Consider the following 16,906-nt stretch of genomic DNA (forward strand, 5'->3'; position numbering starts at 1 on the left):
GGACTGAAATGCGCTGGACAACCCGCCCCGGCTGGCCCGGTAATCTGCTGGCCGTGGCGGCCGGTGCAATCACCACCTTCGCTCTGGCACCGTTCAATATCTGGCCGCTGGCTTTGCTCGCGGTCGGTCTGTTCTATGCCGGTTTGCGCGAGCTGAGTCCGCGTCAGGCACTGGGCCGTGGCTGGTGCTTCGGTTTTGGCCTGTTCGGCGCCGGCACCAGCTGGATCTATTACAGCATTCACCATTTCGGCGGCGCTTCGGTGCTGCTGGCCGGGTTCCTGATGCTGCTGTTTACCGCCGCGATTGCCTGGTTCTTCGCCCTGCCCGCCTGGATTTGGGCGCGCTGGTTGCGCCGTAACGAGGCTCCGGTGGCCGATGCCTTGGCATTTGCCGCGCTGTGGGTGGCTCAGGAAATGTTTCGTGGCTGGTTTCTTACCGGTTTCCCGTGGCTGTACTCGGGTTACAGCCAGCTCGACGGCCCGCTGTCGGGGCTCGCGCCAGTCGGCGGCATGTGGCTGGTAGGGTTCGTTCTGGCATTGACGGCGGCGCTGATCTACAACGCGCCGCGCTTGCTGCAAAGCGCTCGTAAAGGGTTCGTCGTTGCCGGCCTGCTGCTGTTGATCGGGCCGTGGATCGCCGGTATTGCGCTCAAGGGCCACGCCTGGACCAGCCCGTCAGGTGCACCATTAAGCGTTGCGGCGATTCAGGGCAACGTTGCACAAAGCATGAAATGGGATCCGGCCGAGCTCAATGCGCAATTGGCGCTGTACCGTGATTTGAGCTTCCGTTCAAAACCGGTCGACTTGCTGATCTGGCCAGAAACCGCCGTGCCGGTGCTCAAGGAGTCCGCCGAGGGCTACCTGAGCATGATGGGTAACTTTGCCGCCGAGCGTAAATCGGCGCTGATCACCGGCGTGCCGATTCGCGAAACGGTTCGTCACGAACGACGCTTCTTCAACGGCATCACTGTGGTCGGCGAAGGCGATGGCACTTACCTGAAGCAGAAATTGGTGCCGTTCGGTGAATACGTGCCGTTGCAGGACATCCTGCGTGGCTTGATCGCGTTCTTTGATTTGCCGATGTCCGACTTCGCCCGTGGCCCGGCCGATCAGGCGCTGCTGCAAGCGAAGGGTTATCAGATTGCGCCGTTCATCTGTTACGAAGTGGTGTACCCGGATTTCGCTGCCGGTCTGTCGGCACGCAGCGATCTGTTGCTGACGATCAGTAACGACACCTGGTTCGGCACCTCGATTGGCCCGTTGCAACATTTGCAGATGGCGCAGATGCGTGCGCTTGAGGCCGGTCGCTGGATGATCCGTGCGACCAACAACGGCGTTACCGGATTGATCAACCCGTTCGGGCAGATCACCGAGCAGATTCCGCAGTTCGAACAGGGCATTTTGTATGGTGAAGTGGTGCCGATGCACAACCTGACACCGTATCTGCAATATCGCTCGTGGCCGCTGATGATCGTCTGCTTGCTGCTGTTTGGCTGGGCACTGATGGCGAGCCGGATGTCGAAAACCCTTTAAAGCAAAAGATCGCAGCCTGCGGCAGCTCCTACAGGGAAAAATACAAATCCCATGCAGGAGCTGCCGCAGGCTGCGATCTTTTGATCTTCAGCGGTAAAACAGTGAATACCCCACCTGCCCCACCGCTTCATTCAACAACTGCCCGCTCTGCCAGATCGATTTGAATTCCGGCAACCAGCCACCAAACGGTCGGGCGTTATCGGTGCCCAAAAACCCCACCGGCGCCGGCACCACTTCAAATCCTGCCTGCTGAAAACTCCACACCGAACGCGGCATGTGCCACGCCTGCGTGACCACGACCACACGCTTGATCCCCTGCGGCAACAAGATATCGGCGCTGAACTTGGCGTTTTCCCACGTGGTACGGCTTTCACCTTCCTGCCAGTGCACCGTTACGCCGAAATCGTCGCGCAATGAATCGGCCATCAATTTCGCCTCGGTCGGCGGCGTTCCATAATGCAGCCCGCCCGTGGTCAGAATCGGCAACCCGGACGCCTTGGCCAATCGTGCCGCATAACGCTGGCGCTCAAGACCGACGCCGGTCGGCTGATCCTCACCCCACGCCAGATCACCGCGCTCGCGACCGGAACCCAGCACCACAATGGCGTCAGCCCGTTGCGCCAGCGTGGCCCACTCTTCACGGGCCAGCGGTGGCTCGCGCTCCAATGTCTTGGCGCCCCATTGCACCACCACCGGCAGGCTCATCAGCCAGAAGCCGCCAAAGCCAATGGCAAAGCAAAATCCGGCGAGGCGCGGTCGCGAGCGGCGCAGCCACCACGCGGCCAGCAACAGCAGCAAAAGAATGCCGGGCGGCAACAGAAGTTGTTTGATGAAATAACGAAAAGGCATCGGGCATCTCCACAGATGCCCGAAGCCTAAGAGTGTTAATTACGCGTTACAACCGATAGGTTGGGATCCTGTTGAAAAAGATCCGGTTCTTGACCTGCCATGCGCTTACTTGGCCTGCAGAGCACGTACTTTGACGGTGTCTCTGCCGGGCGCCTTGTCCTTGAGCCAGATGACCTTGGCCGAATGTGCTGCATCGAGCTGCTTCACTGCTTGCGAGAGGCATCCATGCGTTTCACGTTCACTGCGATCCAGATAGGCCTTGACCAGTTTGAACTCGGCGGGGCTCAAGCCACGCAATTCCAGTTCCAGGGGGCGCTCATCGCGCAGCCGGTCAGCGGTTTTTACGGCGTCCAGGGCCATACCCAGACGATCGATCAATCTTTCGTACAGCTCGGGTTTCGTTACGTTTTTTTTCCGTTGCTCCACCATCCCTCACCTCATTGAAGATAAGACTCACTCCCCAGTTAGAGCTTAGCTTCGCTGTACAAACCGGCGGTACGCCGCGACCAACGGCCCCTGCTGCATGTATTGCGGCGTATGTAGCTGTAATCAGGGTTTCCCTAGGCCAAGCGCGGTCATGTATGCTACGGCGCTTCCTGTAATTCCACTTCCAGCTCGTCCGGGCCAACCCCGGAACCTGCGTTGAAGAGGATTAGGCCACCCCTATCCAGTACAAAAGTAGCCATGCACGAACAATATCAGCCCCGTGAAATTGAAGCCGCCGCCCAGTCGTTCTGGGACGAGCAAAAGTCCTTTGAAGTCAGTGAACAGCCAGGCAAGGAAACTTTCTACTGCCTGTCGATGTTCCCTTACCCCAGCGGCAAGCTACACATGGGGCACGTGCGCAACTACACCATCGGCGACGTGATCTCCCGCTATCAGCGCATGCAAGGCAAGAACGTTCTGCAACCGATGGGTTGGGACGCCTTCGGCATGCCGGCAGAAAACGCCGCGATGAAGAACAACGTAGCGCCCGCCAAGTGGACCTACGAAAACATCGCTTACATGAAGTCGCAACTGCGCAGCCTTGGTCTCGCGGTCGACTGGTCGCGCGAAGTGACCACCTGCAAGCCGGATTACTACCGCTGGGAACAATGGCTGTTCACTCGCCTGTTCGAAAAAGGTGTGATCTACCGTAAAAACGGCACCGTGAACTGGGACCCGGTCGACCAGACCGTTCTGGCCAACGAACAGGTGATCGACGGTCGCGGCTGGCGTTCCGGCGCGCTGATCGAAAAGCGCGAAATCCCGATGTACTACTTCAAGATCACCGCCTATGCGGATGAGCTGCTGGAGAGCCTCGACGAATTGACTGGCTGGCCGGAACAGGTCAAGACCATGCAGCGCAACTGGATCGGCAAATCCCGCGGCATGGAAGTGCAGTTCCCGTACAACGTCGACTCGATCGGCGAAGCCGGCACTCTCAAAGTCTTCACTACCCGTCCGGACACCCTGATGGGCGCGACCTATGTCGCCGTCGCTGCCGAGCACCCGCTGGCCACTCTGGCGGCGAAAAACAACGCCGAGCTGCAAGCGTTCATCGCTGAATGCAAGGGCGGCAGCGTTGCCGAAGCCGACGTCGCCACGCAAGAGAAAAAAGGCCTGCCGACCGGCCTGTTCGTCGAGCATCCGCTGACAGGTGAAAAGCTGCCGGTGTGGGTCGCCAACTATGTACTGATGCACTACGGCGACGGCGCTGTAATGGCGGTACCGGCGCACGACGAGCGCGATTTCGAATTCGCCCACAAGTACAGCCTGCCGGTGAAATCGGTGGTGCGTACCAGCTCTGGCGAGACCAATCCGGCCCCGTGGCAAGATGCCTACGGCGAGCACGGCACCCTGATCAACTCCGGCGAATTCGACGGTCTGGACTTTGCTGGCGCGTTCGACGCCATGGAAGTGGCTCTGATCAAGAAAGAACTCGGCGCCTCGCGCACTCAGTTCCGCCTGCGCGACTGGGGTATCAGCCGCCAGCGTTACTGGGGCTGCCCGATCCCGATCATCCACTGCGACACTTGCGGTGACGTGCCGGTGCCGGAAGACCAACTGCCTGTGGTCCTGCCGGAAGACGTGGTGCCGGACGGCGCCGGTTCGCCGCTGGCGCGCATGCCTGAGTTTTACGAGTGCACCTGCCCGAAATGCGGCCAGCCTGCCAAGCGTGAAACCGACACCATGGACACCTTCGTCGAGTCGTCGTGGTACTACGCCCGTTACGCCTCGCCGCACTTTGAAGGTGGCCTGGTGGAAAAATCCGCAGCCGATCACTGGCTGCCGGTCGACCAGTACATCGGCGGTATCGAACACGCGATTCTGCACCTGCTCTACGCGCGCTTCTTCCACAAGCTGATGCGTGACGAAGGTCTGGTCAGCTCCAACGAGCCGTTCAAGAACCTGCTGACCCAAGGCATGGTGATCGCCGAAACCTACTATCGTCGCGAAGCCAACGGTGCCTACACCTGGTTCAACCCGGCGGACGTGGAACTCGAGCGTGACAGCAAAGCCAAGGTCATCAGCGCCAAGCTGAAATCCGACGGTCTGCCGGTGGAAATCGGCGGCACCGAGAAGATGGCCAAGTCGAAGAACAACGGCGTCGACCCACAGTCGATGATCGATCAGTTCGGCGCCGATACTTGCCGCCTGTTCATGATGTTCGCTTCGCCGCCCGACATGAGCGCGGAATGGTCCGACTCCGGCGTCGAAGGTTCGCACCGTTTCCTCAAGCGCGTCTGGCGTCTGGCGCAAGCCCACGTGACCCTGGGCTTGCCAGGCGAACTGGATGTCGCCGGCCTGAACGACGAGCAGAAAGCCGTACGCCGTTCGATCCACCTGGCCATCAAGCAGGCCAGCCACGACGTCGGCCAGAACCACAAATTCAACACCGCCATCGCCCAGGTGATGACGCTGATGAACGTGCTGGAAAAAGCCGCGCAAGGCACCGAACAGGATCGCGCGCTGCTGCAGGAAGGCCTGGAAGCGGTAACGCTGCTGCTGGCACCGATCACTCCGCACATCAGCCACGAACTGTGGAATCAATTGGGTCATGCTGAACCGGTGATCGACGCAGGTTGGCCGGCGGTGGACGAAAGTGCATTGGTACAGGACAGCCTGACCCTGGTTATCCAGGTCAACGGCAAGTTGCGTGGCCAGATCGAAATGCCGGCCAGCGCCACCCGCGAAGAAGTCGAAGCCGCCGCGCGCACCAACGAAAACGTGCTGCGTTTCGTCGACGGACTGACCATTCGCAAGGTGATCGTGGTTCCGGGCAAACTGGTCAACATCGTCGCCAGCTAAATTGGATTGGGCGTCAGGTCCGCCTGACGCACTGTAAAACCTTTCGGGCCGCAAGGTCGGCCCACATGGTTTCAAGGGGAGCAACACAATGATCAAACGCAATCTGCTGGTGATGGGCCTCGCTGTTCTGCTGAGCGCCTGCGGTTTCCAGCTGCGTGGCACTGGCACCACCGAACTGACGATCAAGGAGCTCGACCTGAGCGCCCGCAACGCCTACGGCGAGACCGTCACCGAGCTGCGTCAGGTGCTCGAGTCCAGCGGCGTCAAGGTTTACAGCGGTGCACCTTACAAGCTGTATCTGGCTGACGAGCAGGAAAGCCAGCGCATTCTCAGCTACGCCGGTGCCGGCCGTACTGGCGAATATCAGGTCAATACCGTCCTGAACTACGACATCATTGGCGAACACAACCTGAACCTGCTGAGCAGCAAGCTCGAAGTGCAGAAGGTGTTCATCCACGACGGCAACAACCTGGTCGGCTCCGATCAGGAAGCCAACGACGCCCGTCGTGAAACCCGCCGCGAGCTGGTTCAACGCATGATGCTGCGCCTGCAACAGCTGACTCCGGCGCAACTGGAGCAACTGCAGCAAGCGGCCAACGACCGCGCCAAGGCTGAAGCCGACGCGCTGCAAGCGGCACAGAAGGCTGAAGCGGAAACCCCGCGCCAGTCGCCGCTCGAAATACCCAAGCAGTAAGACGTTCGGGGCGCTCAGGCGCCCCGTTCGGTATTTCTTATGAAGCTCGCTCCCGCCCAACTCGGTAAACACCTGCAAGGCGCCCTCACGCCGGTCTACATTATCAGCGGCGATGACCCGCTGTTGTGCCAGGAAGCTGCCGACGCCATCCGCAGTGCTGCTCGCCAGCAAGGTTTCGACGAACGCCAGGTCTTTGCTGCCGACGCCAATTTCGATTGGGGCACGTTGTTGCAAGCCGGCGCGAGCATGTCGTTGTTCGCGGAAAAACGCCTGCTGGAACTGCGCCTGCCTTCGGGCAAACCCGGTGACAAAGGCGCCGCCGCCTTCATCGAATATTGCTCACGCCCTGCCGAAGACACGGTGCTGCTGATCAGCCTGCCCAAGCTCGATGGCAGCGCGCAGAAAACCAAGTGGGGCAAGGCACTGGTTGAAGGTCAGCAGACCCAGTTCATCCAGATCTGGCCGGTGGACGCCAATCAGTTGCCGAGCTGGATTCGGCAGCGCCTGTCGCAGGCCGGTTTGTCGGCCAGCCAGGACGCGGTCGAATTGATTGCTGCACGCGTCGAGGGCAATTTGCTCGCGGCCGCGCAGGAAATCGAAAAGCTCAAGTTGATGGCCGAAGGTGGCCAGATCACGGTCGAAACCGTGCAGGCCGCCGTCGCGGACAGCGCGCGCTTCGATGTGTTTGGCTTGACCGATGCGGTGCTCAACGGCGAGCCGGCTCACGCATTGCGCATGCTGGAAGGCTTGCGCGGTGAAGGCGTCGAGCCACCGGTGATTCTCTGGGCACTGGCGCGGGAGTTGCGCCTGCTGGCCAATATCTCGTTGCAGTACAGCCAGGGCACGCCGCTGGACAAGTGTTTCAGCCAGGCGAAACCGCCCGTCTGGGACAAGCGCAAACCGCTGATGAGCAAAGCCTTGCAACGCTATACGGCGCAACGCTGGGCGCAGCTGTTGCTCGAAGCTCAGCGCATCGATGCGCAGATCAAAGGCCAGGCTGCCGGCTCGCCGTGGATGAGCCTGAGTCGCTTGGCGTTGTTGATGGCTGGCCAGCGACTTTCACTGCCTGCCGAATAAGATCAAAAGATCGCAGCGTGCCGCAGCTCCTAGATAGATCGGTGTAGGAGCTGCGGCACGCTGCGATCTTTTGACTTTTGTTTAGCATGAGCAGATTATTTGCCGCGCAAAACCCACTCACACGAGAGAACCCTCATGAGCAAAAAGCCATCGAAACATGGCCCCAACAAGGCCAAATCCATCATCGCCCAACCGCTGTTCCGCAGCCGCCAGGAACAACCGAACAAGGGCAAAGGCAGCTACCGCCGCGAAGCCTTCCAGTCTAAAAGCCGGGAGGCTTCTTACTTTCTGGCTGCCTGAAGCGCAGTACCCCCCGGTCATGTTAAGGTCTGCATCTGATTCGTTTCCCCTGGAACTGTGCATGCCCCTAAGTCTTTCCCGTCGTTGGCCTGTTCGCCATTCGATCGCTGCAGCAAGCTTCGTTCTGCTTGTCGCCTGTGCGGAAAAACCCACCGCCGCCGACGCGCAACCTCTTCAAGCCGCTCCAGTCGCCACGGCCCCAGCGATCATTGCGCCGGTAGTGCCGTCCGCCGACCCTCTCGATCTTCAGCCGACCCAGACCTTTGCCGAGTGGCAGGCAGGTTTCCGCAAGGACGCACTGGCCGCCGGGATTCGTCCTGAGCTGTTTGATCGCGCCTTCGCCAATGTCAGTTTCGACGCCAGCGTGATTCGCGCCGACCGCAGCCAGCCAGAATTTTCTCGCCCGGTGTGGGAATACCTCGACGGCGCGCTGTCGCCACTGCGCGTGCGTAAAGGCCAGGCCTTGATCGACCAGTACGCCGATATTCTGCAAAGCATCGAGCAGCGTTATGGCGTCGACCGTCAGGCGCTCGTTTCGGTATGGGGCATGGAAAGCAATTTCGGCCAGTTCCAGGGCAGTAAATCGGTGATCAACTCGCTGGCCACCCTGGCCTACGAAGGTCGCCGTCCGGGCTTTGCCCATGCGCAATTGATCGCAGCCCTGCAGATCCTGCAACAGGGTGATATCACACCGGAGAAGATGCTCGGCTCCTGGGCCGGCGCGATGGGCCAGACGCAATTCATTCCGACCACCTACAACACCCACGCCGTGGACTTCGACGGTGACGGTCGCCGCGACATCTGGGGCAGCCCGGCCGACGCGCTGGCGTCCACTGCGCATTACTTGCAGAGCTCCGGCTGGCAACGCGGTCAGCCTTGGGGCTTCGAAGTGCAACTGCCGAGCAGTTTCAACTACACGCTGGCTGACGGTGCGATGCGCAAGAGCGTTGCCGAATGGCGTCAACTGGGCGTGACTCTGCCCAATGGCGGTCAGGTGCCAGCAGGTTCTGAGCAGCTATCTGCCGCCCTGCTGCTGCCGGCGGGTTATCGTGGGCCGGCATTCCTGATCCTCGACAACTTCCGGGCGATCCTCAAGTACAACAATTCGTCGTCGTACGCGTTGGCAGTAAGCTTGTTGTCCGAGCGCTTCAATGGCGGCGGCTTGATCAGTGGCAACTGGCCGAAAGATGATCTGCCGTTGAGCCGTACCGAGCGCATCGAATTGCAGTCGCTGTTGAGCGCGCGCAATTACGATGCGGGCACGGCGGACGGGATTATCGGCGCCAATACGCGCAAGGCGATTCGCAGTGCGCAGCAGTCGTTTGGCTGGCCGGCGGACGGGTATCCGACGCATAAGTTGCTGGAAAGCCTGCGTAGCCAGTAGTACGAATGCCGTATGGCTGATATCGCTTTCGCGAGCAGGCTCGCTCCCACATTGAAATGCATTGCAAATGTGGGAGCGAGCCTGCTCGCGAAGACTGACTTTCAGGCAATAAACCTTCAGGCCTTGATCACCACATCCTGCTCCAGCATCAGTTCCTGCTTCCCGGCGTCCAGCCGCACCAGCGCGCCCATCGGCAGCGTCAGGTTCGGATCGCAATGCCCGCTGCGCCAGCCCGACAGCACCGGAATCCGCAGCGGCGCAAAAGTCTGCTTGAGCAAGCGATTCAGTGCCGCGACGTCCACCCCCGCCACGTCGCCGACCAGCACACCGCGCAGCTTCGCCAGCTTGCCGGCCAGGCGCATCTGGGTCAGCAAGCGGTCGATGCGATACAGCGGCTCGTTGATATCTTCGATCAGCAGAATCACCCCTTCGACATCAATCTCGTAAGGCGTCCCTAACGTAGCGGCAATCATCGCCAGATTGCCGCCAAGCAAGCGTCCATGGGCGATACCGGGCTCCACCGTGGTCAACGGATAAGCCACCGGATGGCTGAGCACACTCCCCGCCTTCAACTGGCCGCGCAGCATGGCGAAGAACGAAGTAACGGTCGGCGGCTGCTTGTCACCGAGCAGATCGGCGTTGAGCAAAGGCCCGTGAAAGGTCACAAACCCTGCGTAGCGGCTGATGGCCAAGTGCAGCGCGGTGATGTCGCTGTAGCCGACAAATGGCTTGGCGTTGCGACTCAGCAGATCGTAGTCGATGCGGTCCAGCAGCCGTGGCGTACCGTAGCCACCGCGCAGGCAGATGATCGCGTCGACTTCAGTGTCGGCGAACGCGGCGTGCAGATCATTGAGGCGCACGTCATCGCTGCCAGCCAGATAGCCGTCCTTCGCGTAGACGCCAGGAAATACTTTCAGCCCATAACCACGGGCGCGCATCCATTGCACTGCCTTGTCGGTATCCAGCGCACCGGGACCGGCCGGTGCGATCACGCCGATCAGCCCTTCTGACGGCAGCGCCGGCACAGGCTTATGCGGAAAAAGGGTATGGGTCGGTCGAACGGTCATCCATGGATCTCCCTGTGTGAAGTCATGCACACACAGTAGTCAGGAACGGGGACAAACAGAAGAGGCTGCGTCGCCCCGCAAGTTGCAGGAAAAGTCGGCGTCTGGCGTAGGACAGGCAAAAAAATGCCCGCCGGGCTGCAAAGCCTCGGCGGGCATCTTTCATTCAGCGCTGAATCAGGAACCCATCAACTCAGCCTTGACCAGCTTCGCCTGCTCGTCGGCATGGTACGAAGAACGTACCAGAGGGCCGGAAGCGACGTTCTTGAAGCCCATCTTGTAACCTTCCTCGGCGAACCAGGCGAAGGTGTCCGGGTGCACGAAACGCTGTACCGGCAAGTGGCTGCGCGACGGTTGCAGGTACTGACCGAGGGTCAGCATGTCGATATCGTGTTCGCGCATGCGCTTCATCACTTCGATGACTTCTTCGTCGGTCTCGCCCAGACCCAGCATCAAGCCGGACTTGGTTGGAATGTGCGGCATCATCTGCTTGAAGCGTTGCAGCAAGGTCAGCGACCACTGGTAATCCGAACCCGGACGCGCAGCCTTGTACAGGCGCGGCACGGTTTCCAGGTTGTGGTTGAACACATCCGGCGGCTCGGCGGCGGTGATTTCCAGGGCAACGTCCATGCGGCCACGGTAATCCGGGACCAGCGTCTCGAGCTGCACGTTCGGCGACAGCTTGCGGATTTCGCGGATGCAGTCGGCAAAGTGCTGGGCACCGCCGTCACGCAGGTCGTCGCGGTCAACCGAGGTGATCACCACGTACTTGAGCTTGAGGTCGGCGATGGCGATGGCCAGGCTTTCCGGCTCGTTGACGTCCAGTGGTTTCGGACGACCGTGGCCAACGTCGCAGAACGGGCAGCGACGGGTGCAGATGTCACCCATGATCATGAAGGTCGCGGTGCCGCCGGAGAAGCACTCACCCAGGTTCGGGCAGGACGCTTCTTCGCAGACGCTGTGCAGCTTGTGTTTGCGCAGCAGGCTCTTGATCCGGTCGACTTCCGGCGAAACCGGGATGCGTACACGAATCCAGTCAGGTTTCTTCGGCAGTTCGGTGGTCGGAATGATCTTTACCGGGATGCGTGCAACCTTCTCGGCGCCGCGCAGCTTGACGCCGGCTTCTACCTTGGGACGCGGGGCCGGGCGCTCGGTCACGTCGAGCGTCGGGATCATGGTTTGCACTGCATCAGTAGTCATATCAGTCGATTCCGCCCGTCAGGGTCGTCTGCTCAGCATAGTCGAGGTGTTTGACGAGCTGCGCGCGCAGCCGGGCACTTACCTCGGCAAATTCAATCGATCCTGCATGGTCGCTCAGCTGGGTCATCGCCAGCCCGGCATAGCCGCAGGGATTAATCCGTCGAAACGGTTCCAGGTTCATATCCACGTTCAAGGCCAGGCCATGAAAGGAGCAACCGTGGCGAATCCGCAAACCCAGAGAAGCGATTTTCGCTCCATCGACATAGACGCCGGGAGCATCTGGCTTGGCTGCGGCGGTCACGCCGTAGCTGGCCAGCAGTTCGATCAGGCACTGTTCCATGCGACTGACCAGATCACGTACGCCGAAACCCAGCTTGCGCACGTCCAGCAACAGGTAAGCCACCAATTGGCCGGGGCCATGATATGTCACCTGCCCGCCGCGATCGACCTGTACCACCGGGATATCTCCCGGCAGCAGCAAATGTTCGGCCTTGCCGGCCTGGCCCTGCGTGAACACCGGCGGGTGTTCGACGAGCCAGATTTCGTCGGCGGCATCACTGCCGCGTTCGTTGGTAAAGCGTTGCATGGCATGCCAGACCGGCTCGTAAGCCATCTGGCCGAGCTCACGAAAGCCCAGCGTGCCCGGCATCACAGCACCATGTGCACGAAACCGGTCGCCCGCAGTTCGCTGTTGATGTTGTACAGCTGATCCTGATCGGTGGCGACGATGTGCAACTGGATAGTGGTGTACTTGCCGTTGGTGCTTTGACGCTCGTCGATGCGTTCATCATTGATGGCCGCGTGTTTCTTGACGATGTCGATGATCTTGTCTTTGTTGCCAACGCCCGTATCGCTGATCACCTTAATCGGATAATCAGTCTGGGGGAATTCGATCTTTGGCGCCTTTACTTCGGTATCGGTCATGGCGTAACGGCCTCTAGAGCGCAAGCCGTGGTAACGCACATGGCCCCGCACCGGATCGGGGCGGGGCCATGCAGGTCAACACAAATCAGTTGAACAAGCCGTAGAAGAATAGACGGATGCTATCCCACATGCGGCGGAAGATACCACCCTCCTCGACGCCATCCAGAGCGATCAGGTCAGCGCTGTGCACGACCTTGTCTTCCAGTTTGACTTCGACTTTACCGATCACGTCGCCCTTGGCGATTGGCGCAACCAGTTGCGGGTTCATGGTCATGCTTGCAGCGAGCTTCTTCAGCTGGCCTTTTGGCAGGGTCATGGTCAGGTCTTCAGCCAGGCCGGCCTTGACTTGATTGGTGGTGCCTTTCCACACCGGGGCCTGAGCCAGTTCGGTGCCCTTCTGATAGAAGGTCTGGGTTTCGAAGAAGCGGAAGCCATAAGTCAGCAGCTTCTGGGTTTCAGCGGCGCGGGCCACTTCACTGTTGGTGCCGAACACCACGGCGATCAGGCGCTGGCCGTCACGTACAGCCGAGGACACCATGCAGTAGCCGGCTTCGTCGGTGTGACCGGTTTTCAGGCCGTCGACGGTCTTGTCGCGCCACAGCAGCAGGTTGCGGTTAGGCTGCTTGATGCCGTTCCAGAAGAACTCTTTCTGCGAGTAGATCGCGTAGTGAGCCGGGTCTTCGTGGATGATCGCGCGGGCCAGGATCGCCATGTCGTGAGCCGACGAGTAGTGCTCAGGATTTGGCAGACCGGTCGGGTTCATGAAGTGGGAGTTGGTCATGCCCAGATCAGCTACAGTCTTGTTCATCAGGTCGGCGAACGCGTCTTCGCTACCGGCGATGTGCTCGGACAGCGCAACGCTGGCGTCGTTGCCGGACTGAATGATGATGCCGTGCAGCAAGTCGCTGACAGTTACCTGCGAGCCGACTTTGATGAACATCCGCGAACCGCCGGTGCGCCAGGCGTTTTCGCTGACGGTCACTGGATCGTTTTCACCGATCTGGCCACGACGGATTTCCAGCGTAGCAATGTACGCGGTCATCAGTTTGGTCAGGCTGGCCGGTGGCAGACGCTGGTCGCCATTGTTCTCGACCAGCACGTTGCCGCTGCTGGCGTCCATCAGAACGTAAGCTTTGGCGGCCAGTTGTGGTGGCGACGGCATCATCTCGGCCGCGAAAGCGGCTGGCGAGAGGAGCAGCGGGACTAGCAGACACAGGCGTTTGGCAAAGGTGGTGATGTTCATCCGTCTCTCGAAATCGCTAATGGAAACTGTCCTTGCGGACAAAATTTAATCAGATGACTTTCTAACGAGCCATCGCGTGTTCAGTTGCTCACTCCAGTCACCCTTGCCGGGCTTTTGTTCTTCGACGAGCCAACAACCTGATTCACCCCCCAATCGCTGGTGAATCGTCAATCAAGTTCTACGTTTTACTTACTCGGTGACCACGCTTGGCGAACCAAGGTTGGCCAGGCGCACGCTGTTCTGCACCTGGGCAATTTCACCCGGCGAGCCGATCGGCCCCAGGCGTACCCGGTGCAGAGTCTGCTGATTGCGCACGATCGAGCTGATGAACACCGGTGCGCTCACCATCCCGCTGAGCTTCGACCTCAGGAGTTCTGCAGCGTCCGGGTTGGCGAACGCGCCCACCTGCAGATACTGGCCAGTTGCTGTTGCAGAAGCGTTTTTTTTTGCACTCATCGGCACGGGGACGGTGTCAGAGGCGTGTTGTTGCGGTGGCGGCGTCCATTGCTCGACGGTGCCGGCCGACGCCGTGATCACCGGAGCGCTGTTCTGCGCGACCTGCGGCTCGTTGAGCATCAACGGTGCCGGGCGGCCCTTGGCGGCCCAATATTGCTGCGGATCGATGCCTTCGACCTTGACCCGCGCGGTGCCGGTTTCGGCGTAACCGAGTTTCTTCGCGGCGGCGTAGGACAAGTCGATGATGCGATCGGAATAGAACGGCCCACGGTCGTTGACCCGCAGGATCACTGTGCGGTTGTTGTCCAGGTTGGTCACCCGAACGTAACTTGGCAATGGCAAAGTCTTGTGGGCGGCGCTCATGCCGTACAGGTCGTAGACCTCGCCGTTGGCGGTGTTCTGACCATGAAACTTGGTGCCGTACCAGGACGCTGTGCCGGAAGCGACGTAAGTCTTCGATTCCTGCAGCGGAAAGTAGGTTTTGCCCAGCACGGTGTACGGGTTGGCCTTGTACGGGCCGGTGTGCAGGGTCGGGGTGGCATCGGGGATGCGCGATACGTCGACGTCCCACCACGGCGCGCCGTCTTTGTGCGCACGGTTGATGTCCAGGCCCGGCTGCGCACGCACAGCGGTATTCGAGGTTTTCGGCGTTGGCGAACGGCTGGTCGAACAACTGGCGACCAGTACTGCCAACGCAGCGAATGCCACCAGCTTCAGGGGTTTATTGTTAGGCAATGCCTGCATTACTTGACGCCCCGTGCTTGTACCAGCTGTTCAGACAGTTGATGTACGGCCATGGCGTACATCACGCTGCGGTTATAACGCGTGATCGCGTAGAAATTCTTCAGGCCCATCCAGTATTCAGGGCCGCTCTCGCCTTCGAGGCGAAATGCAGTCACCGGCATATCATCGCGCAGCGCATCATGACTTGACCAGCCCAGCGCCCGCAACTCTCCGACCGTCTTCGTCGGCTCGATGCCGGTGGTCAGGCCTTCGTCAACCTGATCGCCACGCACATCGGCGCGGCTGACCACTGGCTCACCGGCGACCCAGCCGTGACGCTTGAAGTAGCTCGCGACGCTGCCGATCGCATCGTCCGGGTTGTTCCAGATATTGATATGGCCGTCACCGTCGAAATCCACCGCATAGGCGCGAAAGCTGCTCGGCATGAACTGCGGCAAACCCATGGCCCCGGCGTACGAGCCTTTGAGGGTCAATGGATCGACCTGTTCTTCACGCGCCAGTAGCAGGAACTCACGCAGTTCCTTGCGGAAAAATTCGGCACGGGGAGGATAGTCGAAACCGAGCGTCGACAACGCATCGATCACCCGGTAATTACCGGTATTACGTCCGAAAAAGGTTTCAACGCCAATGATCGACACGATGACTTGTGCCGGTACGCCGTATTCCTGCTCGGCGCGGGCCAGCGTCGCCTCGTGCTGACGCCAGAAATCCACACCGCGGGCAATGCGCGCGTCGGTAATGAACATCGGGCGGTATTCTTTCCATTGCTTGACGCGCTCTGCGGGCCTGGAAATGGCGTCGAGAATCGCCTGCTTGCGCTGAGCCTCGCGAAATACCGCCATCAGTTGCTCACCGGCGAAACCATAGTCGCGGGTCATTTCACCGACGAACTCGGCCACCTGAGGCGAGCCTTCGTATTCGCCGGCCAGCGCTTCCTGCATGCTGCCCAGGAGGCCCATCAGGCCTACCACTGGCGCGCATCGAGTCGCCCAGCCACGCATTACTTGCATTGAACTCTTCACCTTATTCAAACCTGTGCGATCCACTTGCGATGGGTATGGATCGACATCAAAACCCCAAACGCTGACAGCAGCGTCACCAGCGAAGTTCCTCCGTAGCTAATGAACGGCAACGGCACCCCTACGACCGGCAACAGGCCACTGACCATACCGATGTTGACGAAAACGTAAACAAAAAACGTCATGGTCAACGAACCGGCGAGCAATTTGCCGAACAGCGTTTGTGCCTGGGCGGTAATCACCAGCCCCCGGCCAATCAACAACAGATAGATCAATAGCAGCGCGCAGATGCCCACCAGGCCGAACTCTTCGCCGAGTACGGCAATGATGAAGTCGGTGTGGCTTTCCGGCAGGAAGTCCAGGTGCGACTGGGTGCCGAGCAGCCAGCCCTTGCCGAAGACACCGCCGGAACCGATCGCCGCTTTCGACTGGATGATGTTCCAGCCGGTGCCCAGCGGATCGCTCTCAGGATCAAGGAATGTGAGGATTCGCTGCTTCTGGTAGTCGTGCATGATGAAAAACCACATCGCCACCGACACCGGGATCGCCGCCGCCAGCACGCTGAGAATCCAGCGCCAGCGCAGCCCGCCCATGAACAGCACGAACGCACCGCCCGCGAGGATCAACAGCGAAGTGCCGAGGTCTGGCTGACGCACGATCAGCACGAACGGCACGCCGATCAGCATCAGGCTGATGCCGACGTGCTTGAGCTGCGGCGGCAAGGTGCGTTTGGACAGATACCAGGCGATGGTCGCCGGCATCAGGATCTTCATGAACTCCGAGGGCTGGAAACGAATCACCCCGGGAATGTTGATCCAGCGTGTGGCGCCCATGGCGTTGTGGCCCATGATGTCCACCACCATCAGCAACACCACACCGACCACATAACCGAGCGGCACCCAGCGCGCCATGAAACGTGGTTCGAGCTGGGCGATGACGATCATCGAGACCAGGCCGATGCCAAACGATGTGGCCTGTTTGCCGAGCAGATCCCAGCTCTTGCCGCTCGCCGAATACAGCACGAACAGGCTGCCGGCGGCGAGGATCAGCAGCAGGATCAGCAACGGGCCATCGATATGCAGTCTTTGCAGCAACGTCGCACGGCGACGCATCACATCCTCACTGGAGA

16 protein-coding genes are annotated in these 16,906 nt (G+C 60.2%); 6 read left to right on the forward strand and 10 right to left on the reverse strand.

The features are described from left to right. Nucleotides 1–8 precede the first annotated feature (8 nt). Nucleotides 9–1,532: an apolipoprotein N-acyltransferase gene (gene lnt, locus C2E19_RS25940; RefSeq protein ID WP_129395655.1), complete on the forward strand. Its 1,524-nt coding sequence runs from the start codon at nucleotides 9–11 to the stop codon at nucleotides 1,530–1,532. A gap of 87 nt (nucleotides 1,533–1,619) precedes the next feature. On the opposite strand, the gene C2E19_RS25945 is transcribed toward lnt, so the two are convergent. Continuing rightward, a complete protein-coding gene (locus C2E19_RS25945) occupies nucleotides 1,620–2,381 on the reverse strand; it encodes a YdcF family protein (protein WP_129395656.1) in 762 nt (253 codons plus the stop codon). Nucleotides 2,382–2,486: 105 nt separating this feature from the next. Further along, nucleotides 2,487–2,810, reverse strand: a complete 324-nt coding sequence (locus C2E19_RS25950; RefSeq protein WP_129395657.1) for a hypothetical protein — start codon at nucleotides 2,808–2,810, stop codon at nucleotides 2,487–2,489. Nucleotides 2,811–3,065: 255 nt separating this feature from the next. Between C2E19_RS25950 and leuS the strand changes: the two genes are divergently transcribed. The 5 genes from leuS (at nucleotide 3,066) to C2E19_RS25975 (ending at nucleotide 9,127) form a co-directional block, all read left to right on the forward strand. Next, the gene (leuS, locus tag C2E19_RS25955; RefSeq protein WP_129395658.1) at nucleotides 3,066–5,672 is read left to right on the forward strand and encodes a leucine--tRNA ligase; all 2,607 of its coding nucleotides are present in this window, start codon (nucleotides 3,066–3,068) and stop codon (nucleotides 5,670–5,672) included. 88 nt (nucleotides 5,673–5,760) lie between these two features. Beyond that, nucleotides 5,761–6,366, forward strand: coding sequence for an LPS assembly lipoprotein LptE (gene lptE, locus C2E19_RS25960; RefSeq protein WP_129395659.1), 606 nt, complete (start codon nucleotides 5,761–5,763; stop codon nucleotides 6,364–6,366). Between the two features lie 39 nt (nucleotides 6,367–6,405). Further along, complete coding sequence (gene holA / locus C2E19_RS25965) at nucleotides 6,406–7,443, forward strand: DNA polymerase III subunit delta (RefSeq protein ID WP_129395660.1); 1,038 nt, start codon at nucleotides 6,406–6,408, stop codon at nucleotides 7,441–7,443. A gap of 135 nt (nucleotides 7,444–7,578) precedes the next feature. Beyond that, nucleotides 7,579–7,743 (forward strand): alternative ribosome rescue factor ArfA, encoded by a 165-nt coding sequence (gene arfA / locus C2E19_RS25970; protein ID WP_129395661.1) that lies wholly within the window; start codon nucleotides 7,579–7,581, stop codon nucleotides 7,741–7,743. Nucleotides 7,744–7,804: 61 nt separating this feature from the next. Beyond that, a complete protein-coding gene (locus tag C2E19_RS25975; protein WP_129395662.1) occupies nucleotides 7,805–9,127 on the forward strand; it encodes a lytic murein transglycosylase in 1,323 nt (440 codons plus the stop codon). Between the two features lie 116 nt (nucleotides 9,128–9,243). Here the strand turns inward: C2E19_RS25975 and C2E19_RS25980 are convergent, their stop codons facing one another. From C2E19_RS25980 to rodA, 8 genes are all read right to left on the reverse strand, one after another. Next, nucleotides 9,244–10,194: an LD-carboxypeptidase gene (locus C2E19_RS25980; protein WP_129395663.1), complete on the reverse strand. Its 951-nt coding sequence runs from the start codon at nucleotides 10,192–10,194 to the stop codon at nucleotides 9,244–9,246. A gap of 174 nt (nucleotides 10,195–10,368) precedes the next feature. Further along, complete coding sequence (lipA, locus tag C2E19_RS25985) at nucleotides 10,369–11,367, reverse strand: lipoyl synthase (protein WP_161806657.1); 999 nt, start codon at nucleotides 11,365–11,367, stop codon at nucleotides 10,369–10,371. A gap of 25 nt (nucleotides 11,368–11,392) precedes the next feature. Beyond that, nucleotides 11,393–12,040: a lipoyl(octanoyl) transferase LipB gene (lipB, locus tag C2E19_RS25990; protein WP_127929905.1), complete on the reverse strand. Its 648-nt coding sequence runs from the start codon at nucleotides 12,038–12,040 to the stop codon at nucleotides 11,393–11,395. Then, entirely contained in the window at nucleotides 12,040–12,315 is a 276-nt protein-coding gene (locus tag C2E19_RS25995) for a DUF493 domain-containing protein (RefSeq protein ID WP_129395664.1), read from the reverse strand. The genes lipB and C2E19_RS25995 overlap by 1 nt, the downstream gene beginning before the upstream one ends. A gap of 85 nt (nucleotides 12,316–12,400) precedes the next feature. Next, on the reverse strand, nucleotides 12,401–13,558 hold the full coding sequence (locus C2E19_RS26000; protein WP_129395665.1) for a D-alanyl-D-alanine carboxypeptidase family protein: 1,158 nt from the start codon (nucleotides 13,556–13,558) through the stop codon (nucleotides 12,401–12,403). Between the two features lie 189 nt (nucleotides 13,559–13,747). After that, nucleotides 13,748–14,758 (reverse strand): septal ring lytic transglycosylase RlpA family protein, encoded by a 1,011-nt coding sequence (locus C2E19_RS26005; protein ID WP_129395666.1) that lies wholly within the window; start codon nucleotides 14,756–14,758, stop codon nucleotides 13,748–13,750. Then, nucleotides 14,758–15,768, reverse strand: coding sequence for a lytic murein transglycosylase B (gene mltB / locus C2E19_RS26010; RefSeq protein WP_129395667.1), 1,011 nt, complete (start codon nucleotides 15,766–15,768; stop codon nucleotides 14,758–14,760). Before mltB ends, C2E19_RS26005 begins: the two co-directional genes overlap by 1 nt. Before the next feature lie 17 nt (nucleotides 15,769–15,785). Next, nucleotides 15,786–16,889, reverse strand: coding sequence for a rod shape-determining protein RodA (rodA, locus tag C2E19_RS26015; protein WP_164979482.1), 1,104 nt, complete (start codon nucleotides 16,887–16,889; stop codon nucleotides 15,786–15,788). Nucleotides 16,890–16,906: the final 17 nt, after the last annotated feature.

It is taken from the genome of Pseudomonas sp. DTU12.3 (genome assembly GCF_004124275.1).
In the GTDB taxonomy this organism is placed as follows: Bacteria; Pseudomonadota; Gammaproteobacteria; order Pseudomonadales; family Pseudomonadaceae; genus Aquipseudomonas; species Aquipseudomonas helmanticensis.